This is a genomic window from Athalassotoga saccharophila (genome assembly GCF_009936215.1).
Classification (GTDB): domain Bacteria; phylum Thermotogota; class Thermotogae; order Mesoaciditogales; family Mesoaciditogaceae; genus Athalassotoga; species Athalassotoga saccharophila.
Map to the genome: position 1 here is coordinate 1,050,753 of NZ_AP019551.1, position 20,823 is coordinate 1,071,575.

Genomic DNA, 20,823 nt, shown 5'->3' on the forward strand with positions numbered 1-20,823 from the left:
ATGAAAGTAGGAGTCGTTGGATCAACCGGAGAGGTTGGCAGAACGATGGTAAAGGTACTCGAAGAAAGAGGACATTTCTTTGATGAGTTTAGACTCTTTGCCTCAGAAAGATCGAAGGGAGTGAAGATCCCGTTTCACGATGAAAATATTCCCGTTGAGGTTTTAACTGAGGAGGCAATGAAGGAAAGATTCGATTTTCTTCTCTTTTCTGCCGGAAAAGAGATTTCCAAGCATTTTGCTCCCATAGCGGCAAATTACGGTACGACTGTCATAGACAATTCTTCTGCATTCAGAATGGATCCGAAAATTCCACTTGTGGTGCCCGATGTCAATTCGCACGTCTTGAAAAATTATCGCGGAATAATAGCAAATCCTAATTGTTCTACAATTCAACTTGTGATGGCCCTAAAGCCACTTCACGATCTTTACCATTTAAAACACGTGGTCGTTACGACGATGCAGGCCGTATCTGGAAGCGGTCACAAAGGCATAGAAGAACTCGAAATGGAGATGAAGGGAAATATCGTCCCGAAGTTTTATCCAAAAAAGATAGCCTACAATTGCATTCCCCAGATAGGTCCATTCTTCGAAAATGGCTTTTCCGAAGAAGAGATGAAGATGTACAATGAGACAAGAAAGATAATGGAATGTGATTGTGTAGTCGAAGCCACGACCGTAAGAGTGCCGGTACTTTACGGCCATTCGGAATCTGTCTGGGCAGAATTCGAAAAGTCTTTCGATCTCGATGGAGTCTTAAAAGCATGGAAAGCCGTTCCTTACGTCAAAGTGTGGGATGATTATCCTACCCCCATCGAGATAAAGGGAAGCGATCTCTCGCACGTTGGAAGGGCGAGAATATCTCCAACGAATGCCTTGATGTTTTGGAATGTTGCAGACAACGTAAGAGTTGGTGCTGCCACAAATGCCGTAAAAATTCTTGAATACTTTATAAATGTCTGACGATAAGTCCTCTTTTGGAGGTACTTTTTTGAAGGACCTCCCATCCTGATGGAACTTCCAAATGATGGACTCCTGATACGGCCAAAGCGCTGCCGGATCCGCATATGAAGACGGGATCATTCGTTTTTGATCTTATCTTTTCAAAAAAATCTTTCAACTCTGGATAAAGAGAAAGTCTTTGTTCTTGATGAAGTTTATCCTCGAAAAATTCTTTTTCCATCTTTTTTCCGGCATTCGCAACTACCATTGCCACACGCTGGATGTTAAAGACGGCATCCTCTAAGGAGATCATTTTGGGAAGGACCTTTCGTGCCTCATGGGTAGAGGTAGAAAATGGAGGAATTATTATCGTCAGGTGCGTAAAAATTGGAGAAAGAGATCTCGCCATGTAATTTTCGAAATGACCACTTACGGTAAAACCACCGTAGACGCATGCGGCCGCGTTGTCTGGATGACCTTCCATTTCAGAGGCGATTTCAAAAATTCTTTTTCGAGATAAAGTGCCATTTATCGACATCGCCGTTGCTATTCCCAAAACTATCGAGGCCGCACTCGATCCAAGTCCTTTTTTGGGAGGAATCAAAGTCTTTTTCTCTATCCTGTAATTCATATCAAGATTGTATTTTCTCATCATCATTTCGAAAGATTTCAAAAACAGGTCTTCTCCTTCTACCTTTATTCCCTTTTCAATAATTGAAAGGCCTGAGGACTCTTCCACGATCACTTCATTTCTTAAGTTTATGGCCATTGCGAATGTGTCAAAGCCACTTCCGACATTCGCGATCGTTGCCGGGGCCGAAATGACAAATTTCATGATTCTATCTCCCTTTCAAAATCTTCGAACTTTGCGGGGATAACCTTGATCTTGTTTTCGTATTCTTTCTCGATAACGTGAGGATCTTTCAAACCATTTCCGGTCAAAGTAGCGACTACCTTCTCCCCGCCTTTGAAAAGGCCCTTTTCTTTCATTTTCAATATACCTGCGACAGAAGCGGCCGATGCCGGCTCGCAAAAGATACCCTCCAACCCTATAAGGCTTTGGGCGTAAAGTATTTCCCTGTCAGACACCATGTCTATTACGCCATGAGATTCGTCTCTTGCCTTTAGCGCTTTTTCCCAGTTCGCTGGATTTCCTATTCTTATTGCGGTTGCTATGGTTTCTGGCTCTACCGGGAACCCTCTCACTATAGGAGCAGCGCCTTCGGCCTAAAATCCCATCATCCGTGGCAATTTTGAAGAAAAGCCTGCATTTTTATATTCTTTATAACCCATCCAGTAAGCCGTTATATTCCCGGCATTTCCAACAGGCAGAAAGTGGTAATCGGGGGCATCGCCAAGGACATCGATTATCTCAAAAGCGGCCGTTTTCTGACCTTCAAGCCTGTACGGATTTATAGAATTAACCACGGTTATCGGAAATTTTTCGCTTGCAAGTCTTACCAGTCTAAGACAGTCATCAAAATTGCCTTCTATCTGGACGACCTTTGCACCGTAGACCAAAGACTGGGCAAGTTTTCCTATCGCGATCTTACCCGCAGGGATCACAACTATCGATTTCAAGTCAAAGGACGTCGCGTAAGCGGCGGCAGACGCGGAGGTGTTTCCTGTAGACGCACATATAACGGTCTTTGAACCTTCTTCGATGGCTTTTGCCATGGCCATTACCATTCCCCTGTCTTTGAATGATCCCGTAGGATTCATCCCTTCGTATTTAAGGTAAAGATCTATTCCGACCATCTGACTTATATGTTTAGCCTTTAGAAGTGGAGTAAAACCCTCTCCAAGCGTTATAATTGGAGTTTTATCATTTACCGGCAAAAATTTCGCGTACCTTTCAAGAAGTTTTTCCATCTTTTTTTCCCTCCATTTTTATTGCATATTATATACCAAATAAAATTCAAATCAGAATCTCTCTGACGGGTGCTCACATAGCACATAACGCGTCGTGTAAGGTGAAAATTCTAAATCTTAAAGAATACGTGTTAATGTTTTTAACTCTTGAATGCAAATTAAATTTAAATCATTTATCATTTAAATTTTATGGTATAATTTTCCAAACAGGAAGGGAGGTATGAAAATGAAAAAGATTTCCGTTGTTTTGATTGCACTTTTGGTCTTTGGTTCATTTGTTCTTTCGAAAACTTACATAGTTGGCACCTCTGCCGATTTCCCACCATTCGAATACGTTGACAATGGGAAGTATGTCGGCTTTGACATGGATCTCATAAGGTCGATCGCAAGTTTGGAAGGATTTCAGGTTGAGATAAGGGATATGTCCTTTGACTCTCTCATACCCGCTCTTAAATCCGGAATAATAGACATCGCTATAGCGGGCATGACGATAACGCCGGAGAGATTAAAAGTCGTTGATTTTTCGACTCCTTACTGGTCTGCGGATCAGGATGTGATAGTCAAGAAAGACTCAAATTACAATCTGACCGTTCTCTTCGGAAATCACAAAATAGGCGTTCAAACGGGGACAACCGGTGATCTGTGGGTAAGTGATAATCTTGTGAAGACGAATATACTGAAAAGTATAGTAAGATACGAAAGTTTTATATATGCCCTTCAGGCGCTTTTGAACGGCGAGGTTGACGCAGTAGTTCTCGATAGCCCTGTCGCCGAAAGATTTGCCCAGACCCAGCCCGTCTCAATTGTTGGGATAATAATAACGAATGAAAATTATGGTATAGCAGTAAACAAGGGAAATAGCGATTTGCTTTCCAAGATAAACGATGGACTTTCGAAATTGCGAAGTTCCGGTCAGTTAACAATTCTTGTCGATAAGTACTTCGGAAAGTAAAGATGGATCTCCTTTCAATTCTACAGGTTTTACTTAAAGGAACTCTGATTACCGCTGAACTGGCGGTAATCTCTTTTGCAATGGCCTTTGTGATAGCGATTCCATTCTCGCTCGGTCAGGTCTATGGCAATATACCAATTAAAATAATCACGACATCTTACGAGAGGATAATAAGGGGTGTTCCACTCCTTGTGGTTATGTTCATAATATTCTTTGGCTTTCCCTCTATCGGCATAAGATTTGACCCTTTCACGGCCTCTGTACTATCTCTCGGCATTTGCAGTTCGGCTTATCAGTCCCAAATCTTTCGAGGATCACTCCTTTCAGTTCCAAATGGTCAGATCATGGCGGGACAATCGCTTGGAATGAAAGGTACACAGATCTTCATTCATATAACCTTACCACAGGCCATAAGATTTTCAATTGCCCCACTCACAAATGAATTCACGATAGTTCTCAAAGATACCTCTTTTGCCTATGCGCTTGGTGTAACAGAACTTCTTAGAGAAGGCACCTATATAATATCTACGACATACGAGCCGCTTTTGATATACCTTTTGTGTGCGGCGATATATTTCATCATAACCTTTTCAACGAATTCTATTGTCAGAAGAGTTGAGAAGAGATTTGCAATTCACGGCTTTGAATTCAGAGGTGAGAGGGCGTGAAGGTTCTTGAAGTAAGAAATCTCAAAAAAAGATATGACAGCAACGAAATAATAAAAGGCATTTCCTTTGAGATGGAAAAGGGAGAAACGGTCGTCGTCATAGGTCCTTCAGGAACTGGGAAGTCGACGATGCTTATGTGTATAAATCGCCTTATAGAGCCGGATGAAGGTAAGATCTTTTTGAATGGCGAGGAGATAACCGGTTCAAAGCACCCTGAAATCTTCAGACAAAGGATCGGAATGGTATTTCAAGAGTTCAACCTTTTCAATCATTTAACTGTCCTCGACAATGTCAGAATAGGGCCCATTAAGGTTAAAAAATTGCCAAAAGATATCGCTACAAAAGTGGCAATCGAAAATCTAAAGAAAGTTGGGCTTGAATCACGGATGAATGCCTATCCTGCCCAACTGTCTGGCGGGCAAAAGCAAAGGGTCGGAATCGCACGAGCCCTTGCCATGGAGCCACAGTTGATACTTTTCGATGAGCCAACCTCGGCTCTCGATCCCGAACTCGTCGGAGAGGTTTTAGAAGTCATAAAAAAACTTGCAAGGGAAGGCATGACTATGCTTATTGTGACTCACGAACTTGGATTTGCAAGGGATGTCGCTGACAGGATAATCTTCATGGAAAATGGGGAAATAATCGAACAAGGAGGCCCGGAAATACTCGCTAATCCCTTAAAAGAAAGGACAAAGCAATTTTTGGCCAAATTCAGGGAGGGAAGATGATAAAGTTCATAAATGTCTTTATAGAGGCCTTCCCATTTTTTATGAATGGCCTTGTTTTCACGGCAGAACTTGCGCTTTCTTCGATCTCGATAGGATTCGTGATAGGTGTACTCGTTGCGATATCGAGAACTTACGGGAATAAACTCTCATATTCTATCTCAACCATCTTTGTGGAATCCATAAGAGGAACTCCTTTGCTCGTACAGTTATTCATATTTTATTTTGCCTTTCCGCAGATAGGAATACATCTTTCACCGCTTGTCGCCTCCATAATAAGTTTCTCGATAAACAGTGGGGCGTATCAAGCCGAATACATAAGAGGATCTATTCAATCTATAGATAAAGGACAGATGATGGCAGCCCTTTCGATAGGGATGACTAAATGGAAAAGCATCCTAAACGTGATACTTCCTCAAAGTCTTATAAAGGTGCTTCCATCATGGACAAATGAATTCGCGTACCTTGTAAAGTACACCTCTGTCGCATACCTTGTGGGTGTTCCAGAGTTAATGGCACAGGGTGAGTTCGTGGCAAGCAGAAATTTTGAATTTATGGACGTTTTCCTTGGCGTTGCCTTGATATATCTCGTTATCGTGATGATTCTTACATGGGGAATGTCGAGAATAGAGAAGATGGTAAGAATGCCCGGAGTGTAAAAAATGATCTCATTTGAAAATTCGAAATACAGTTTTTGTTTAAGTGCCAGTTTGCAAGAGTGACTATTCGGAATTCGAATTTTGTTTGGTATAATCAAGCGAGGTGGTAAAAGTGAGTGTCAGCAAAAACGCGATCATGGGGAATGGAGTATCTATTGGAGAAAATGCCATAATAGAAAACGATGTTGTGATAGGGAATAACGTCACAATAGGACACAACGTTGTCATTCTTTCGGGCGTAAGAATAGGCGATTATGTTACGATCTGTGATGGTACGATCCTTGGGAGATCTCCCCTCAAAGCCTCTACAAGTGCGACAACGAGATTAAAGGTTCTGCCACCTTTGGAAATTAAAAAAGGCGTTACAATAGGATCGGGATGCATTATCTACAAAGGATCTGTAATAGATGAAAACGTGTTCATAGGGGACCTTGCCACAGTAAGGGAAGAAGTTGAGATCGGCAAAAACACGATCATTGGGAGGGGAGTTGCAATTGAAAATCAAACGAAGATCGGCAGTTATGTCAAGATAGAAACAGAGGCCTACATAACGGCAATGTCTGTTGTAGAGGATCATTGCTTCATCGCGCCAGAGGTCTCGTTTTCAAATGATAATTATTTGGGAAGAACGCAAGAAAGATTCAAACATTTCAAAGGCCCGACACTTAAAAAAGGCGCAAGGATAGGAGTTAACGCGACGATTTTGCCGGGCATAACGATAGGGGAAGAGGCAGTTGTTGCGGCAGGTGCCGTTGTGACAAAGAATGTGCCGGCGCGCGTTGTTGTTGCAGGTGTTCCGGCAAAGTATCTCAAAGACGTACCCGAGGATCAATTGCTTGATAAAGGAGGGAATTGAATGACCTGGAAAGGATGGACAACAGTTTTGGCGGGAGTGTGGCTTATAATAGCGGGATTTATTCCGATCGGTGTAACTGGCAATATGGTAAATGACATAATAGTTGGAATAATCGTTGCGATAGTTGGATTCATGATGCTTCCGCAGGGCTCAGCGTGGCAGGGATGGATCATAGGGCTTATCGGTGGGGTATGGATGATAATAGCAGCCTTTATCCCTTACGTCAGCGATCCAAAGATCCATCATCTCCACAATGTGGCAAATGATGTAGTGGTAGGCGTGATAATCCTTATAGTTGCACTTTTTGAAAGAGTGCCGAAGGAAAAGAAGAGTTGAATTATATCGTCATATCATTTTGACTTATAAGATCTTCGAAGCGGAAATTTCCGCAGGCTTTTTTCACGCTCTCCTTTAATCTTACCATTGGAGGTGGAAGGAGACCGTACATGGTAAGATCCTCTTCAATGAAGGATTTTACATGTCCGTCAAAAACGATCTTTCCATTGAACATTACAAGGGCCCTATCAAAGTTGTAAAGGGCCTCTTCTACTGAATGCGTAACGATTATGACACTTTTTCCTTTACTTTTGAGTACCTTAAGAATTTCAAAAAAATTCTTTGCGCTTGAAGGATCCAAAGAGGAAGTGGGTTCGTCAAATACAAGGTATTTTGGATCACACGCTATTATCGAGGCGATTGCAACTTTTCTTTTCTCACCTCCCGAGAGGGCAAAGGGAGACCTCGAGAGAATATCCCATCTAAGATCGACTATTCTTATGGCTTCTTTAACTGCCATGTCGGCGTCCATTCCAAAGTTTTTTGGACCAAATGCTATTTCCTGATAAACCGTATCTGCAAAAAATTGGTGTTCTGGGTTTTGAAAGACAAGTCCAACTCTCTTTCTTATCTCGAAGACCTTATCTTTATCTGTCGTTACCATTCCATCAACGATAACCCTTCCAGATGATGGTTTTATTATACCGTTCATGAGTTGAAGAATGGTTGATTTTCCAGATCCAGTCTTTCCAAGAATAGAAAGAGATTCTCCATCCTTTATTTTAAAGGAAATATCACTTACCGCTTCCTTTTCAAAGGGTGTTTTCTTATCGTACACGTAACTCACCTTTTCAAATTCGATTGACAATATTCGATCAGCCTTCTTTCCAATTTTGAGATACTCATGAATTCCTTTATTACTCCGGATCTGTGAAGTTTTATTTCAAAATCTATCAGTTCAGAACTTCCAAAATCATCCTTTATCTCGCTTATTACGTCTACAGTCTTTCCATCGAAGAGTAAATTCCCATTCTTTAGATAAATGATCCTTTCTGCATTTACTATCTCATCGAGTAAATGGGTTGAAAAAATTATCGTGTGGCCATTTTCATGAAGTTTTGAAAGTATTTCAAAGATTGCCTCCCTGCTTACAGGATCCATCATCGAGGTAGGCTCATCCATAACTATGTATTTAGGTCCCATGGCAAGAACGTCAGCAACGCAAAGCAATTGTTTTTGACCTCCGGAAAGCCTGTGTGGTTCGACATTTTTTAGATCGTAAAGTCCTACAAATTTAAGGACCTCCTCTATCTTTTTAATCATTTCTTCTCTCGGAACGCCCAGATTCTCAAGACCAAAGGCTACATCCTCTTCTACCGTGGTCCCTACGATCTGATTTTCTGGATTTTGAAAGACAATACCAACGTCTCTTCTTATTTCCCATATCTTTTTTTCATCTCTTGTACTCATTCCGTCAACCAAAACCTCTCCTGCAGTTGGCAAAAGTAGACCGTTCATCAACTTAAAAAGAGAGGTCTTTCCAGATCCATTCAGACCGAGAACGGCTATGAATTCAGACTCTTTGATTTTAAAATTCAAATTCGAAAAGACATTTACATCTTCGTAATCGAGTTTTACATTTTTAAATTCTATCATCTCTCAGAGCAGTAAACTCTTATTCCTCCATCCTTTACTATGGTAGATACGTTACCAAAGACTCTTTTCATTTCTCTTTCTATCGCACTTCCACCTTTGTTGTGAAATCCAACACAAAAGAGTAACCCTCTCTCTCTAAGGTGAGAACGTGACTCTTCTATTAGTCTTACCCATACATCTTTTCCGGCTGCCATTGGAGGATTAAAAACGACAAAATCGAATTCCATTCCATTCCATATTTCAAATCCATCACCACTTTTTATGACTGCAAATATATTGTTGTTTTTTGCATTGATCTTCGCGTATTCAACGGCCCTTTCATTTATATCGCTCATGAAAAGATTCAGATCGGGATTTTTAGCCTTCAGAGAAATTCCAATGAATCCGTATCCACATCCAAGATCGAGTAAATCACCTTTAACTTCGGGAAAATTTCTCACAAGTACCACCGATGCCGGATCTGGGTTGCCAAACGAAAAGACACCACTAACAGTTTTGAAGCGCAATTTTTGACTTCCGACGTTGAATTCAAAATCCTTTTCTACGATTTTACTTGAAGGGTTCTGAGAATAGTAATGCTCAAACATTTTGTTCACCGTATTCACATATATCTGTCAAAGGACACATTCGACAGATGGGCTTGCTCCTGCAATGCATCTTCGAGTGCTGAACGATAAGGGCATGAAATTCACCGAGAGTTTCTGGATCGTTGAAAGATTTTTCAATCTGGATCGGTTCGATTCCAAGTCTTGTGGTTAGTCTTTTAAAGTAAGCATCGTAAACAAAGATTGGTCTATTGAATATGTAAAGTAAGATTGAACTGGCCGTTTCATGGCCTATACCGTTGACGCCGATCAACATACTATAAAGAGTTTTTGTGTCAAACTTTTCGAGTTTGTCGAAATCGAAAGAAAAATTTGAAAAAAAGGAAAGAAAATTCTTCAATCTCATCGCTTTCAACTTTGGAAAGCCCGAAGGCTTTATAAGATATGAAAGTTTCTCGATAGGTGTTATATACATTCTATAAGGTTCAAGAAGGCCAGCATTTTCAAGATTTTTTATCGAAAGAACAACATTTCTCCACATTGTATTCTGCGTTAAAATCGCACCTACCGCTATTTCGAATTTCGTATCGGCAGGCCACCAATTTTGAGGTCCGTAATTGTTGTAAAGCCTTTCAAATATCTCTTTGTAATCCTTCAAATTATCACACCTTTCAAATATAGTATACCATAATCATTTTCATCATCCTTTATGGGTGATAATATAGGATAAGGTGGTTGGCACGTAGAAAAAACAGATGGATCATTAAAAGTCTTTTACTGTTCACTCGTCACTTTACACACACAAGGCATCGGCCTGCGCTTGTTTATGATATAATAAGTGTTCAGATTAAGTGGAGATGATGGAAATGTTTGTAAAACTCGAAGAGATAGTCGAAAGAATAAAAAAGAGCAAGAAAGTTCTCATAATAGGACACGTAAAGCCCGATGGAGATGATATAAGTTCGGTGGCAACCTTAACGCTTGCCTTGAGAAAATGCGGGATAGAGGCCGAAGGGTGTATAGCAGATCACATTCCATGGTTTTACAAAGATATAAATGGAGTATCGGAGATAAAAGGCCTTGAAGAATTAAAAAATTATGATTATGATACCTCGATAATAGTCGATGCCTCTGAGATATCGAGAATAGGGGACGGAGCCCTACTTTTGAAGAAGAAACCAGATATAACTCTCGATCATCACAAAACGAATGAAGGGTTTGGGGAGTTCGATTTTTGCGATCCATCTTATGCCGCTACGGCAGTTATAGTTTACGAAATAATAAACAAATTTGGAATAGAATACGATCCAGTACTTGCCGAGATAAATCTTCTGGGCATAGCAACTGATACTGGATTTTTTAAATATTCAAATACAGACGCTAAGGTCTTCAAATATTCTGCAAGCCTTGTTGAGAAAGGTGCAAATATTCAAAAAATTGCCTCCGCTGTCCTTGAGCATAAAACCTTAAAAGAATTAAAACTCTTCTCCGAAACACTCGATACTCTCGAGGTCAAAGAGGATGGAAAACTTGCATGGGCCTATGTTTCTTACGATATGCTTGAAAGAAATAACTGCACCGATGAAGAAACCGGAGGATTCGTTGGGGAAATAAGATCTATATACGGAGTCGAGATCGCAATTCTTTTCATAGAATGGCCAAGAAATCAGATAAATATCTCCTTTAGATCCAAAAATTACGTTGACGTAAGTGAGATCGCGAAGTATTTTGGTGGTGGAGGACATATTCGGGCCTCGGGATGTAGCATAAAAGATGCGAACTTAATGGATGTCATTCAAAAAGTCGTTGATAAATCGAAAGAAGCGTTAAAGGCTGTGAGTTCATGAAGGTAGTAACGACGAATTCAAAGGCAAGAAGGGATTACGAGATTTTAGACAAATTCGAAGCCGGCATAGAATTGAAAGGTACAGAGGTAAAGTCTCTTAGAAATGGAAGTGCGAATATAAACGATGCTTATTGCATAATAAGGAATGGAGAGATCTTCATAGAAAATATGCACATACCGCCATACGCGGGAGGCAACCTTTTCAATCACGATCCGTTAAGAAAAAGAAAACTTTTGATGCACAAAAGAGAGATAATAAGGCTCGATTCAAAGGTAGATCAAAAAGGATTGACCATTATCCCCTTGAGAGTTTATTTCAATGACAAAGGAAAGGCAAAGGTTGAGATAGCCCTTGCCAGAGGTAAACATCTTTACGATAAAAGGGAGGAAATAGCAAAGAAAGAGGTCGAAAGAACCTTGAAAAAAAAGATAAAATACGAGTGAGGAGGTCGAAATGGCTTATCCAAGATTAGTCTCGAATATGGAATCGATAAAATACAATGTCAGAGAAATTTCGAAGATGTGCCATGAAAATGGAATAGAACTCGTCGGTGTCGTTAAAGTTGCTAAGGGAGAGCCTTTACTTGCGAAAACGTACTTAGAAAACGGAGTGGACATAATAGGAGATTCGAGAATGCAAAATATAAAAAGAATGCGCAAAGATGGGGTAAATGGCCCTTTCATGTTGCTTAGAATACCTATGATGAGCGAAATAGAGGATGTCGTTGAGAGTGTGGACATAGTCCTTGTCTCGGAGTTAGAAACGGTCAAAAAAATCGGAGAAGTGGCAACCTCTCGCGGAAAAAGGCAAAAGATAATATACATGGTAGATATCGGCGATTTAAGAGAAGGTGTTTGGTTTACAAAGGCCGTAGATGAGATCGTCGAATCTTCAAAAATAAAAGGAATAGACCTTTACGGGATAGGTACGAATCTCGGATGTTACGGGGGCGTCATACCCGATCCAGATAACATGAGATTACTTGCAAAGATCGGAGATAAAATAAGATCGCAAGGCGTGAATTTCAAAGTTATAAGCGGTGGAAATACGGCGGCACTTTACATGGTAAAGGATAAGAAAATACCTCCATCTATAAATGAGTACAGACTTGGAGAATCATTGATCCTCGGTACCGATACGACAAACAACATTTCATTTGAATTTCTAAAGCAGGATACATTCACTCTCGAGGCCGAAATAATAGAATTGAAAACCAAGCCATCGGTTCCTTATGGCAGGATAGGAAGAGATGCAATGGGAAGGGTACCGGTCTTCGAGGACCTCGGAGATAGACTTAAGGCCATAATAGCCATAGGAGAGCAGGATATCGATCCGGCTGGCTTGATCCCTCTCAACAAAGGAATCAAAGTACTTCATGCCTCAAGTGATCATACAGTTTTAGATGTGAGCGATTTTGATGGAAATTTGAAGTTAGGAGACATTTTGAAATTTCGCCTAACATACAGCGCACTTTTGAGAGCCATGACATCTGAATACGTTGAAAAAGTGTGGTGAAATTTTCATCTTTTAGGAATTACAACGGTGAAGGTAGATCCAAATGTGTACTTTGAATTCACCTCTATTTTGGCATTTATTATCTTTGCCAGATGTTTGACCAGTGCAAGGCCCAATCCCATTCCCTTGGCATCTGTTTCGGAGGCGTTCGAAGCCCTATAAAATCTTTCAAAAATTCTCGGTATTTCTTCACTTTTTATACCTATGCCATGATCCTCAACTGAGATCCTTACTAATTTTTCGTCCTCTTTTGCGCTTATTTTTACCGAAGAATTCTCCCACGAATATTTTATGGCATTCGAAAGCAAATTCGTGGTTATCCTGTAAAGGGCTGTTCCATCGGTTTTAATGAAAAGATTTTCTGGGATTTCTATTTCCACATTTATGTTTTTTGCCTTGCATCTGTAAGCCATTTCTTCTCTTGCCTCTTGGGCCATCTGGTAGAGGTTAACGATTGAAAACTTTGGAATGTAGGTCTCCATTTCAAGAGCGCTCAAATATAGTAACTGATCAACGAGTTTTTCAAGTCTTTTTAATTGATTTTCTGCCCTCTCGATGTATTGTGCTTTCGATTTTTCATCGACCTTTGGATCCTTTATGATCTCAAGAAAACCTTCTATTATGCCGAGAGGAGTCATGAATTCGTGGGAAACGGCCGAAACGAAATCCGCTTTTGCGTTTTCGAGCATTTTGATATCGTCTAAATTCTTGAAGATCCATCTTATCAAAGGTCCTTCTGTAAAGACAGTAACCTTGCATTCTATCTTCTTTGTGCCGAAAAAAACAGGTAACTGTTCTGAAAATACATGCCCATTTAAAGAGGTTTGAAGTGCTTCATTCATCTTCGAAAATGAAATGACATCTGTGAGTTTAACGGCCCTCTGAAAAGAAACTTCAAAGTTCGTCGAAATCGTATCGTTATGATCGACTATGTTCAAATTTTGATCTGTCGAGACTATTCCTTCACTTACAAAATCAATTATCCTCATTCAAAAAATCACCGAGTTTGTATCCGACTCCTCTGACCGTCTTTATAACTGATTCTCCGAGTTTTTCCCGTATCTTGCTGACGTGAACATCTACTGTACGAAATTCCCCGAAAAAGTCTAAGCCCCAGATCTTGTCAAGTATCTCTTCTCTTGTGAAAACCTTAAGTGGATTTGAAAGAAACAATTTTAAAAGTTCAAATTCTTTATTGGTAAATTCTATCACATTGCCATTTTCGTCCACAGCGGAATAAGAATCAAGATTCACAGTCTTTCCGTTGAATTTGAAGATCTTTGCGGGAGTTTTGTCGAGTCCCGTCCTTCTGAGGACTGCCTTTATTCTTGCCACAAGTTCGTACTGGTTAAATGGTTTTGTTACGTAATCGTCTGCGCCCATCTCGAGACCAAGCACTTTGTCTATATCTGTTCTCCTTGCCGTCAAAATTATGACTGGAATTTGAATATCCTTGTTCTTCATCATCTTTAAAGCATCTATGCCGGATCCATCCGGAAGGCCTATATCGAGAAGTATTAAGTCAAAGTTGTTTTTTGACAACTTATCCCACATCTCTGAAATGGCCATGGCCTTATCGAATGTAAATCCACCATTCTTCAAAGCGTAAGATATTACATCGATCATGTCCTCATCGTCTTCAACTATGAGAATTGAATTCATCTTTCACCTCCTAACAAGGTGTAAAGTTCTTTTCCAAGGATCATGTAAGTTGTTTCCTCGCATATATTCGTGGAGTGATCGGCAACTCTCTCGATGGCCCTTGAGACAAGGATCAACCTTTCGGCCTGTGCAATTCTATCCTTGGAGCAGTGTTTTTCTACTATTTCTTCCAAATCATTGACTACCTTTCTGTCGAGATCGTCAACCTGATCATCCATAAGCCAAATTTTTTTTGCAAGTTCGATATTTTCATCGAAATATGCCTTCATTGATCCGTGAAGCATCTCCCTTGCCACTTGGGCCATCTTGGGTATATCTATCAGTGGTTTTATCAAAGTTTTGCCTTCCAAAAACTGAGTAACCTGCGCTATATTAACTCCTTGGTCTGCAATGCGTTCAAGTTCTCCCGTTATCTTCATGGCCATCATTATGCGTCTTAGATCCTGAGATAACGGTTTGTATTTTAGGAGTATTTCGTAGACGATCTCCTCTATTTCTCTTTTTAGAGCATCTATTTCATCATCCTGCTTTATAACCTTTTCCGCAATTTTGACATCCACATTTTCAAGAGATTTTATCGAAGAATCGAATGACTCAAGAGATAAACTGAACATTTCATTCAATTTCATTCTCAAAATATCCATTGAATGTTCATAACTCGATAAGGCTATCTTATCCATCTGGCTTCCTCCAATTGGTCTTGACTTATTATATCATACGATTTTAAATGGTATTAAAAAAGGCCGCTTGAGCGGCCTTTTATTCTGTTTTGAACTTTTTCACACTTTCATCAAGCATTTGTGATGTTGCCGCAAGTTCCTCTGCCGTGTTTGCTATATTCGTTATTGCATTTCCACTTTCGTTTAAACTTTCAGATATCGAGTCTAACATATGCATCATCTCTTCAAAGAGTTTTGCCCTTTCTTGAGAATCTGCGCTTACTTCAGCCATCTCTATTCCGTTGGATTTTATCACATTACTTATCTCTTCGACGTCTTTTCTTATCTGATCAAAGGTGGATATCATACTTCTAACCATCTCGGCCATCTTTCCAGCCTCGGATGAAAGATTTTCTATCGCAGATGCTCCCGATTCTATTTCTGCCGCGGTTTTTTGAACATCTTCTTGGAGGTGTTTTATTTCATTTCTTATCTCTTCGGCAGCCTTGTTTGATTCCTCTGCAAGATTTCTTATCTCCGATGCCACAACCGCAAATCCTTTTCCTGCCTCTCCAGCCCGTGCTGCCTCTATGGCGGCATTGAGAGCCAAAAGGTTAGTTTGTTCGGCTATCGATTCGATCGTCTCTATGAACTTTGAAATTGAGGCGTATGAAGCCTTTAGATTCTCGACAGATTTCGAACCTTGAAGAATCCTATCCTTTGTCGTTAGCAAATTACCGACAAGATGCTCTACTTCTTTTTGAGTGCCACTCGCGGCCTTCATCGATTCATCGGAAGAATTCTTTATATTTTTGGCATTATCAACAGTGCGCCTTTCAGACTCTTCCAACTTTTCAAATCTGCTTACCATCTCTCTCAAGCCTTCAACGGAAGATTTTGTTGAATTCTTTATCTTATCGAGATTTGCACTTATTTCCTCTATCGTGGCAGAATTTTCCTCTATGGCCGCGCTTAAGTTCTGTGAACCGCCGTTTACGTCGGAGGCCGATTGTCTTACATGACTTATTATCTCTCTGAGAGAATTGACCATCTCATGGAATGCATTCTGAAGGGCCCCAAATTCATCTCTTCGTTTTGTTTTTTCAAGATTGACGCTTAGATCGCCCTCGCTTATCTTCGAGGCAGCATCTTCAAGTTTCTTTAGAATTCTTGTGAAATTGAATATCAGGAAGATACCGAGCAAAACTATGCCTATTCCAGAAATTATAACTATAACAACGGAAATAAAGATAAGAGAGTTGAAAGAATTTGAAACGAAAGCGGAAGATTGGTTAACATTCTGTATGGCATTTTGCACATCAGAATTTGCCCTGTCAAAAAGTGTTGAAAGGTTAGTGTTTATGGTATCGAAATATTGCTTTGCACTGTTGGTAAGAAGGTTTGCTATCAAATTTCTTTGAGTAGATATCTGCTGGTTGTATCCGTCAACAACCGTTGAAACCGATTGAACGTTGAATTGATCATTTTGGGCCGTCATCACGAGATCTCCGAATTGTTTTGCAAGGTTGTAATACGTGTCAAGCAAAATGTTTCCATAATAGACTCCAACAGAGTTGAGGGCTCCCATGCTCATTCCGGTCTTGAAAGATTGAATGTAAGTCTTCATCATCGTAAGTTGGGTATTTATCTGATCCTGAGATGTTGCAAGGCTTATATTCCTGACTGCAAGTTCCATCGAAGAAAGCATTCCTTGCGCTTGAGAAGTTCCCACAAGAATTGCAAGGTTGCTAAGTAATTCCTCAACGTCTGCAATGCTGAGGGAACTTATCGGAAATTTCGAGATCTCGGATGCAAGTTTTGTCTGAAGGATCTGTGCCTCTGTTGCCGGAAGAGAATAAAGGTTATTTGCACTTGCTGATATCGTGTTAAAACTTGCCTCTATCGTTTGCGTAAGATTTTTGTGAAGAACCATCAAATTGGATATCTGACTTTCTACCTGGGTGTACTGGGCCTGGGCGGCAGACAAGTTCGACTGGGCCTGCTTTAATTTGTCCTGATAACTTATAAGCATTCCGGTCTGAACGAGAGCAAGATCTCCAACGCTTTTCATCTTTTTAAGATTTGCGCTCATTTGAGATGCTTCATCCGAGACCGGCAATTTTTGAATTATGGAAAAGGCATCATTTACCTCGCTGTCGAATAGATTAGTCTGGGCCTTCAGAGTAGAGGTGGAGGCGCTAAATACTCCCAAATTGAGGTCTGATAGAGCCTTTGTTATCGTGAATCTGAGATTGGCAAGTTGGGTCGTGGAGTTGTAGGTATTATTCACCTCTTTTACCGCTTTGTTGGTATTTGATAGAGCATTTCTTACTCCAAAACTTTCAAAATAGATCACACCGGCTATTATTGAGAGCACAACAACCATTGCAACGGCAAAAAGTATTATCTTCGCTCCAACTTTCATCCATATCCCTCCAAAATTCAAAAGATGCGGGAAACCACTTTATTATAACTTAAAATCAAAAGAATAAATCGAACTTTACATTGAAAAAAATACATTGATTTGTTAATATTGTGAAACACATCTTTACGCTTTGGAATCCACTATTATCGTAACGGGTCCGTCATTTACAATGTAGACCTCCATCTTTGCCTGAAATATACCCCTTTCTACCTTTAAGGCAGGATAAGTTAGCGAAAGATCCTCGCAAAATCTCAAATACATCTCCCTTGCCATGTCGGGAGGGGCCGCCTCGGAAAAAGAAGGCCTCCTTCCGTGGGATGCATCTCCGTACAGTGTGAATTGAGAGATGACGAGAATCTCTCCACCAATATCTATCAAAGATCTGTTCATCTTGTCATTTTCATCTTCAAAAATTCTGAGATTTGGAATTTTGTCTTCCATCCACTTAAGATCTTTATCTGTATCCTCTCTTCCTATTCCAAGAAGTATCAAAAGGCCCTTGCCGATCTTTCCAACTGTTTCTCCATCAACTTTTACGTAAGATTCTTTAACCCTTTGAATTACGGCCCTCAAGACTGTTTCCTCTTTCCCTGTAAACTTTACTTATACCCTTTTCTTTCTTAAGGTGGTTTATGAGATCATTCAACTGAACGAGATTTGCAACGTTGACTCTGACGATGATGTGTGCGATTCTCACGTCATCGACCCATGATGTCACACCAACTATCTGGATATGTTTTTCCTTTATTCTGTTCATTATATCATTCAAAAGCCCATCTCTGTCGTCTCCTTCGAGGACTATATTTGCACCGAAAAGTTCATTCGAATTTCCCCATGATACCTTTACGATTTTGTTTTTATCCATGTTTTTTAAATTAAGGCAATCGGCTGTATGAATGCTTATTCCATTTTTGGTGACAACGCCTACAATTCGATCGCCCGGAACTGGATTGCAGCATTTGGCAAATCTTACCTCTATGCCCTTCAAATCATCGACGACTATTTCAGTCCCTTCGGGCTCGGTAATTTCGTGCTGGAACTCCGGCTTTGGAATCTGGCCGAGAAATTTCTCTATTTGGTAAACCTTTATTGCTCCGGATCCGAGCCTTAATTCAAGTTCATCATCCTTTTCTATGTTTCTATCTTTTAGATATGCCTTTATCTCTGGCTTGTTTAAAATCTCCTCAACTGTAAGATGGTACTTTTTAGACAGTTCTCTTAGTATTTCCTTGCCCTTTTCCTGATATTCGCTTGCGAATTTATCTCTAAGGAATTTTTTTATCTTGGCCCTTGTGTGGACGCTATGGGCATACTTAAGCCAACTTGCGTTCGGCCCTTCACTGTTTCTATCGACTATGATCTGAACCCTGTCTCCATCTTTAAGTTGGTAACCCATCGGAACTAATCTCCCGTTAACAGAGGCTCCGGCGTAATGATTCCCGATATCCGTGTGAATCGAATATGCAAAATCTATCGGCGTTGATCCTTTCGTAAGATGCTTTACCTCGCCCGTTGGGGTGAAAACAAAGACCTCATCGAGACTCATCTCCGTTGCCATCTCTTTCCATCCTACAAGGCCCTTTGAGTAGTCTCTTTGCCATTCTAACAATTTGTCTATGAATTCACTCTTTTGAATATTTCCTTCTTTGTATTTCCAGTGTGCAGCCATTCCGTACTCGGCTTCGTGGTTCATCTGTTCGTCCTTTATCTGAATCTCGAGAAACTCTCCTCTATCTGTCACAACGGTATTGTGAAGTGCTCTGTAACCGTTAGATTTAGGAGCGGCTATGTAGTCTTTGAACCTTCCCGGTACCGGTGTCCATAAACTGTGAATAACGCCGAGCGTTTCATAACACATCGGAATATTTTTGACAACGATCCTTATGGCAAAAAGGTCGTAGATCTCGTCGAAAGATTTATTCTTTTCTTTCATCTTCATCCAGATACTGTAAAAATGCTTCGCACGCCCGCTTATTTCAACGTATTCTATCCCGTTTTGATCGAGAACCCCGGCAATTTGAGATTTGTAATATTCTATTTCTTGACTTCTTTCCTGGAGTTTCTTATCAACTAATTTTTTTATCTCTATATATTCCTGCGGATACAATTCTTTGAATGAAAGATCTTCAAGTTCTCTTTTTATCGTGTATATTCCGAGCCTGTTGGCTATAGGCGCATACACCTCGAGAGTTTGACGGGCCTTTTCCTTTCTTTTAGATGCCTCGGCAAATCCTTCTATAGTTCTCATGTTATGAAGTCTGTCGGCAAGTTTTATCAGAACAACGCGCATGTCTTGGGCCATCGCAAAGATCATCTTTCTTATAGTCTCTATCTCTGAAAACTTTATATCCTCATTTTCAAGAGTCTTTATCTTTGTAAGGCCGTTAACCATATTCGCAATCTCAGATCCGAAGTGTTTCTCGATCTCTTCTATTGGAATATCCGTATCTTCGGCCACATCGTGTAAAAGGGCCGTGCATATTGAAGGTATATCCATTCCCATATCGTAAACAATCTTTGCGACTTGAACTGGATGTGAAATGTACAACTCTCCGGAGGCGCGTGTTTGATTCTTGTGTGCTTCCTTTGCAAATTCGTAAGCCTTCTCGACGAGTTCAACCTCTTGTTGGGAATGATCTTTTTTTAACGCCTCGATTATTCTCGAAATGACTATCTTGTAATTCTCTTCACTTTCCATTTTTTCCTCTCATCATAACAATTCCAAAATAGATTGAAATAAAAGCGCCAATAGAAGTCAGGGTTAAGAATAGTATAACACTCTTGAAAGTATAGGAAGATATTCGGAATGGCCATATAAAAAAGATCGAAGATATCATAAGCCCACTTATGAAAGAAAAGGTTTGAGAATGGTATTTCTCAAGTAAGATTCCAACTATTTTTATAAAAATCCAGAATCCTACCAGATAACCGGCGGCAAAGATCAAAAGGGTTAATAAATCGAAATTCTTGACTGCCAAAAGCAAATGTTCGTAATTTCCAAGAAGAATAAAGGTTATAGAATCTCCGATGGCCGGTAAAGAGGTAGATGATATAAATCCAGCCAAAAAGTCTACAATTCTTATTCCCATATTCTTTTGAAAAAAGGCGATGTCGCCAATGCGTCCAAAGAAAAGGGGAAAGATCGCGGCAATGCCGGCCAGAAACCATATCAATTCACGAAGGCCTTTCTTTTTTATTTGTTTGTAAAGAGAATAAAGAGTTCCTATTATCAGGCCCACGAAGATAGAATAAATACCGAATCTAAAGTTCATCAAGAATTTCAAAATAAAGTAAGACATCAAAAAAAGTGCAGGGACGATGCCTGTTATCAATAACAAAAGTAAGATCGAATCATCTTTATCTATCTTTTGAAATGAAATGAGTTTATTCAAAGTAAGAATAATAGGTTCATAAATGCCGATCATTATTGCCACAACTGGCCAACTTATTCCCGGCAAAATCATGCCTATTCCCATAAAAAAACCACTTGCTATTATCCTGATAGCGTATCTTCCTGTCAATTGAATACACCTTAATTATTATGATATCATATAATCGTACAGAATT

The 20,823-nt window shown here is 40.1% G+C and carries 22 protein-coding genes and 1 pseudogene; 10 read left to right on the forward strand and 13 right to left on the reverse strand.

What is annotated here, in order from left to right; genetic code table 11:
- On the forward strand, positions 1-960 hold the full coding sequence (locus ATHSA_RS05215; RefSeq protein ID WP_161848081.1) for an aspartate-semialdehyde dehydrogenase: 960 nt from the start codon (positions 1-3) through the stop codon (positions 958-960).
- Here the strand turns inward: ATHSA_RS05215 and ATHSA_RS05220 are convergent.
- Together ATHSA_RS05220 and thrC are read right to left on the reverse strand one after the other, a co-directional pair.
- A complete protein-coding gene (locus ATHSA_RS05220) occupies positions 947-1,774 on the reverse strand; it encodes a homoserine kinase (protein WP_161848082.1) in 828 nt (275 codons plus the stop codon). The two genes, ATHSA_RS05215 and ATHSA_RS05220, sit on opposite strands and share 14 nt — an antisense overlap.
- A pseudogene (thrC, locus tag ATHSA_RS05225) lies at positions 1,771-2,811 on the reverse strand (threonine synthase). Before thrC ends, ATHSA_RS05220 begins: the two are co-directional and overlap by 4 nt.
- 226 nt (positions 2,812-3,037) lie before the next feature.
- Between thrC and ATHSA_RS05230 the strand changes: the two are divergent.
- The 6 genes from ATHSA_RS05230 (at position 3,038) to ATHSA_RS05255 (ending at position 7,007) form a co-directional block, all read left to right on the forward strand.
- Complete coding sequence (locus ATHSA_RS05230; RefSeq protein ID WP_161848083.1) at positions 3,038-3,763, forward strand: basic amino acid ABC transporter substrate-binding protein; 726 nt, start codon at positions 3,038-3,040, stop codon at positions 3,761-3,763.
- A gap of 2 nt (positions 3,764-3,765) precedes the next feature.
- On the forward strand, positions 3,766-4,431 hold the full coding sequence (locus ATHSA_RS05235; protein WP_161848084.1) for an amino acid ABC transporter permease: 666 nt from the start codon (positions 3,766-3,768) through the stop codon (positions 4,429-4,431).
- On the forward strand, positions 4,428-5,159 hold the full coding sequence (locus ATHSA_RS05240) for an amino acid ABC transporter ATP-binding protein (RefSeq protein ID WP_197739110.1): 732 nt from the start codon (positions 4,428-4,430) through the stop codon (positions 5,157-5,159). Before ATHSA_RS05235 ends, ATHSA_RS05240 begins: the two co-directional genes overlap by 4 nt.
- On the forward strand, positions 5,156-5,815 hold the full coding sequence (locus tag ATHSA_RS05245) for an amino acid ABC transporter permease (RefSeq protein ID WP_161848085.1): 660 nt from the start codon (positions 5,156-5,158) through the stop codon (positions 5,813-5,815). The genes ATHSA_RS05240 and ATHSA_RS05245 overlap by 4 nt, the downstream gene beginning before the upstream one ends.
- Positions 5,816-5,951: 136 nt before the next feature.
- Entirely contained in the window at positions 5,952-6,671 is a 720-nt protein-coding gene (locus tag ATHSA_RS05250; protein ID WP_408626225.1) for an acyltransferase, read from the forward strand.
- On the forward strand, positions 6,672-7,007 hold the full coding sequence (locus ATHSA_RS05255; protein ID WP_161848087.1) for an SPW repeat domain-containing protein: 336 nt from the start codon (positions 6,672-6,674) through the stop codon (positions 7,005-7,007).
- A 1-nt stretch (position 7,008) separates the two neighbouring features.
- On the opposite strand, the gene ATHSA_RS05260 is transcribed toward ATHSA_RS05255, so the two are convergent.
- The 4 genes from ATHSA_RS05260 to ATHSA_RS05275 are packed head-to-tail and all read right to left on the reverse strand — an operon-like array spanning position 7,009 to position 9,806.
- The gene (locus tag ATHSA_RS05260) at positions 7,009-7,794 is read right to left on the reverse strand and encodes an ATP-binding cassette domain-containing protein (protein WP_232060052.1); all 786 of its coding nucleotides are present in this window, start codon (positions 7,792-7,794) and stop codon (positions 7,009-7,011) included.
- Entirely contained in the window at positions 7,791-8,603 is an 813-nt protein-coding gene (locus ATHSA_RS05265) for an ATP-binding cassette domain-containing protein (protein ID WP_161848089.1), read from the reverse strand. Before ATHSA_RS05265 ends, ATHSA_RS05260 begins: the two co-directional genes overlap by 4 nt.
- Positions 8,600-9,190, reverse strand: coding sequence for a class I SAM-dependent methyltransferase (locus ATHSA_RS05270; RefSeq protein WP_161848090.1), 591 nt, complete (start codon positions 9,188-9,190; stop codon positions 8,600-8,602). Before ATHSA_RS05270 ends, ATHSA_RS05265 begins: the two co-directional genes overlap by 4 nt.
- On the reverse strand, positions 9,183-9,806 hold the full coding sequence (locus tag ATHSA_RS05275; protein WP_161848091.1) for an endonuclease III domain-containing protein: 624 nt from the start codon (positions 9,804-9,806) through the stop codon (positions 9,183-9,185). Before ATHSA_RS05275 ends, ATHSA_RS05270 begins: the two co-directional genes overlap by 8 nt.
- A gap of 208 nt (positions 9,807-10,014) precedes the next feature.
- On the opposite strand from ATHSA_RS05275, the gene ATHSA_RS05280 reads away from it, so the two are divergent.
- The 3 genes from ATHSA_RS05280 to ATHSA_RS05290 are packed head-to-tail and all read left to right on the forward strand — an operon-like array spanning position 10,015 to position 12,510.
- On the forward strand, positions 10,015-10,995 hold the full coding sequence (locus tag ATHSA_RS05280; RefSeq protein WP_161848092.1) for a DHH family phosphoesterase: 981 nt from the start codon (positions 10,015-10,017) through the stop codon (positions 10,993-10,995).
- On the forward strand, positions 10,992-11,438 hold the full coding sequence (smpB, locus tag ATHSA_RS05285) for an SsrA-binding protein SmpB (protein ID WP_161848093.1): 447 nt from the start codon (positions 10,992-10,994) through the stop codon (positions 11,436-11,438). Before ATHSA_RS05280 ends, smpB begins: the two co-directional genes overlap by 4 nt.
- 10 nt (positions 11,439-11,448) lie before the next feature.
- Positions 11,449-12,510: an alanine/ornithine racemase family PLP-dependent enzyme gene (locus ATHSA_RS05290; RefSeq protein WP_161848094.1), complete on the forward strand. Its 1,062-nt coding sequence runs from the start codon at positions 11,449-11,451 to the stop codon at positions 12,508-12,510.
- Between the two features lie 5 nt (positions 12,511-12,515).
- Here the strand turns inward: ATHSA_RS05290 and ATHSA_RS05295 are convergent, their stop codons facing one another.
- The 7 genes from ATHSA_RS05295 to ATHSA_RS05325 form a co-directional block, all read right to left on the reverse strand.
- Positions 12,516-13,499: a sensor histidine kinase gene (locus ATHSA_RS05295; RefSeq protein ID WP_161848095.1), complete on the reverse strand. Its 984-nt coding sequence runs from the start codon at positions 13,497-13,499 to the stop codon at positions 12,516-12,518.
- Positions 13,486-14,172 carry a response regulator transcription factor gene (locus tag ATHSA_RS05300; RefSeq protein WP_161848096.1) on the reverse strand — a complete coding sequence of 229 codons (687 nt, stop codon included), beginning with the start codon at positions 14,170-14,172 and terminating at the stop codon, positions 13,486-13,488. Before ATHSA_RS05300 ends, ATHSA_RS05295 begins: the two co-directional genes overlap by 14 nt.
- Entirely contained in the window at positions 14,169-14,852 is a 684-nt protein-coding gene (phoU, locus tag ATHSA_RS05305) for a phosphate signaling complex protein PhoU (RefSeq protein ID WP_161848097.1), read from the reverse strand. Before phoU ends, ATHSA_RS05300 begins: the two co-directional genes overlap by 4 nt.
- Before the next feature lie 79 nt (positions 14,853-14,931).
- A complete protein-coding gene (locus tag ATHSA_RS05310) occupies positions 14,932-17,256 on the reverse strand; it encodes a methyl-accepting chemotaxis protein (RefSeq protein ID WP_161848098.1) in 2,325 nt (774 codons plus the stop codon).
- A gap of 123 nt (positions 17,257-17,379) precedes the next feature.
- Complete coding sequence (gene dtd / locus ATHSA_RS05315; RefSeq protein ID WP_161848099.1) at positions 17,380-17,829, reverse strand: D-aminoacyl-tRNA deacylase; 450 nt, start codon at positions 17,827-17,829, stop codon at positions 17,380-17,382.
- Positions 17,804-19,954 carry a RelA/SpoT family protein gene (locus tag ATHSA_RS05320; protein WP_161848100.1) on the reverse strand — a complete coding sequence of 717 codons (2,151 nt, stop codon included), beginning with the start codon at positions 19,952-19,954 and terminating at the stop codon, positions 17,804-17,806. The genes dtd and ATHSA_RS05320 overlap by 26 nt, the downstream gene beginning before the upstream one ends.
- Positions 19,944-20,777 (reverse strand): DUF368 domain-containing protein, encoded by an 834-nt coding sequence (locus ATHSA_RS05325; RefSeq protein WP_161848101.1) that lies wholly within the window; start codon positions 20,775-20,777, stop codon positions 19,944-19,946. Before ATHSA_RS05325 ends, ATHSA_RS05320 begins: the two co-directional genes overlap by 11 nt.
- Between the last annotated feature and the right edge of the window lie 46 nt (positions 20,778-20,823).

What these genes read in the sequence shown, in the direction of transcription:
- ATHSA_RS05310 (WP_161848098.1), bottom strand. Translation starts at nt 17,256, where the DNA reads ATGAAAGTTGGAGCGAAGATAATACTTTTTGCCGTTGCAATGGTTGTT.
- ATHSA_RS05245 (WP_161848085.1), top strand. Translation starts at nt 5,156, where the DNA reads ATGATAAAGTTCATAAATGTCTTTATAGAGGCCTTCCCATTTTTTATG.
- ATHSA_RS05290 (WP_161848094.1), top strand. Translation starts at nt 11,449, where the DNA reads ATGGCTTATCCAAGATTAGTCTCGAATATGGAATCGATAAAATACAAT.
- ATHSA_RS05235 (WP_161848084.1), top strand. Translation starts at nt 3,766, where the DNA reads ATGGATCTCCTTTCAATTCTACAGGTTTTACTTAAAGGAACTCTGATT.
- smpB (WP_161848093.1), top strand. Translation starts at nt 10,992, where the DNA reads ATGAAGGTAGTAACGACGAATTCAAAGGCAAGAAGGGATTACGAGATT.
- ATHSA_RS05295 (WP_161848095.1), bottom strand. Translation starts at nt 13,499, where the DNA reads ATGAGGATAATTGATTTTGTAAGTGAAGGAATAGTCTCGACAGATCAA.
- ATHSA_RS05215 (WP_161848081.1), top strand. Translation starts at nt 1, where the DNA reads ATGAAAGTAGGAGTCGTTGGATCAACCGGAGAGGTTGGCAGAACGATG.
- ATHSA_RS05300 (WP_161848096.1), bottom strand. Translation starts at nt 14,172, where the DNA reads ATGAATTCAATTCTCATAGTTGAAGACGATGAGGACATGATCGATGTA.
- ATHSA_RS05230 (WP_161848083.1), top strand. Translation starts at nt 3,038, where the DNA reads ATGAAAAAGATTTCCGTTGTTTTGATTGCACTTTTGGTCTTTGGTTCA.
- ATHSA_RS05270 (WP_161848090.1), bottom strand. Translation starts at nt 9,190, where the DNA reads ATGTTTGAGCATTACTATTCTCAGAACCCTTCAAGTAAAATCGTAGAA.
- ATHSA_RS05320 (WP_161848100.1), bottom strand. Translation starts at nt 19,954, where the DNA reads ATGGAAAGTGAAGAGAATTACAAGATAGTCATTTCGAGAATAATCGAG.
- ATHSA_RS05250 (WP_408626225.1), top strand. Translation starts at nt 5,952, where the DNA reads ATGGGGAATGGAGTATCTATTGGAGAAAATGCCATAATAGAAAACGAT.
- ATHSA_RS05265 (WP_161848089.1), bottom strand. Translation starts at nt 8,603, where the DNA reads ATGATAGAATTTAAAAATGTAAAACTCGATTACGAAGATGTAAATGTC.
- phoU (WP_161848097.1), bottom strand. Translation starts at nt 14,852, where the DNA reads ATGGATAAGATAGCCTTATCGAGTTATGAACATTCAATGGATATTTTG.
- ATHSA_RS05280 (WP_161848092.1), top strand. Translation starts at nt 10,015, where the DNA reads ATGTTTGTAAAACTCGAAGAGATAGTCGAAAGAATAAAAAAGAGCAAG.
- ATHSA_RS05255 (WP_161848087.1), top strand. Translation starts at nt 6,672, where the DNA reads ATGACCTGGAAAGGATGGACAACAGTTTTGGCGGGAGTGTGGCTTATA.
- ATHSA_RS05220 (WP_161848082.1), bottom strand. Translation starts at nt 1,774, where the DNA reads ATGAAATTTGTCATTTCGGCCCCGGCAACGATCGCGAATGTCGGAAGT.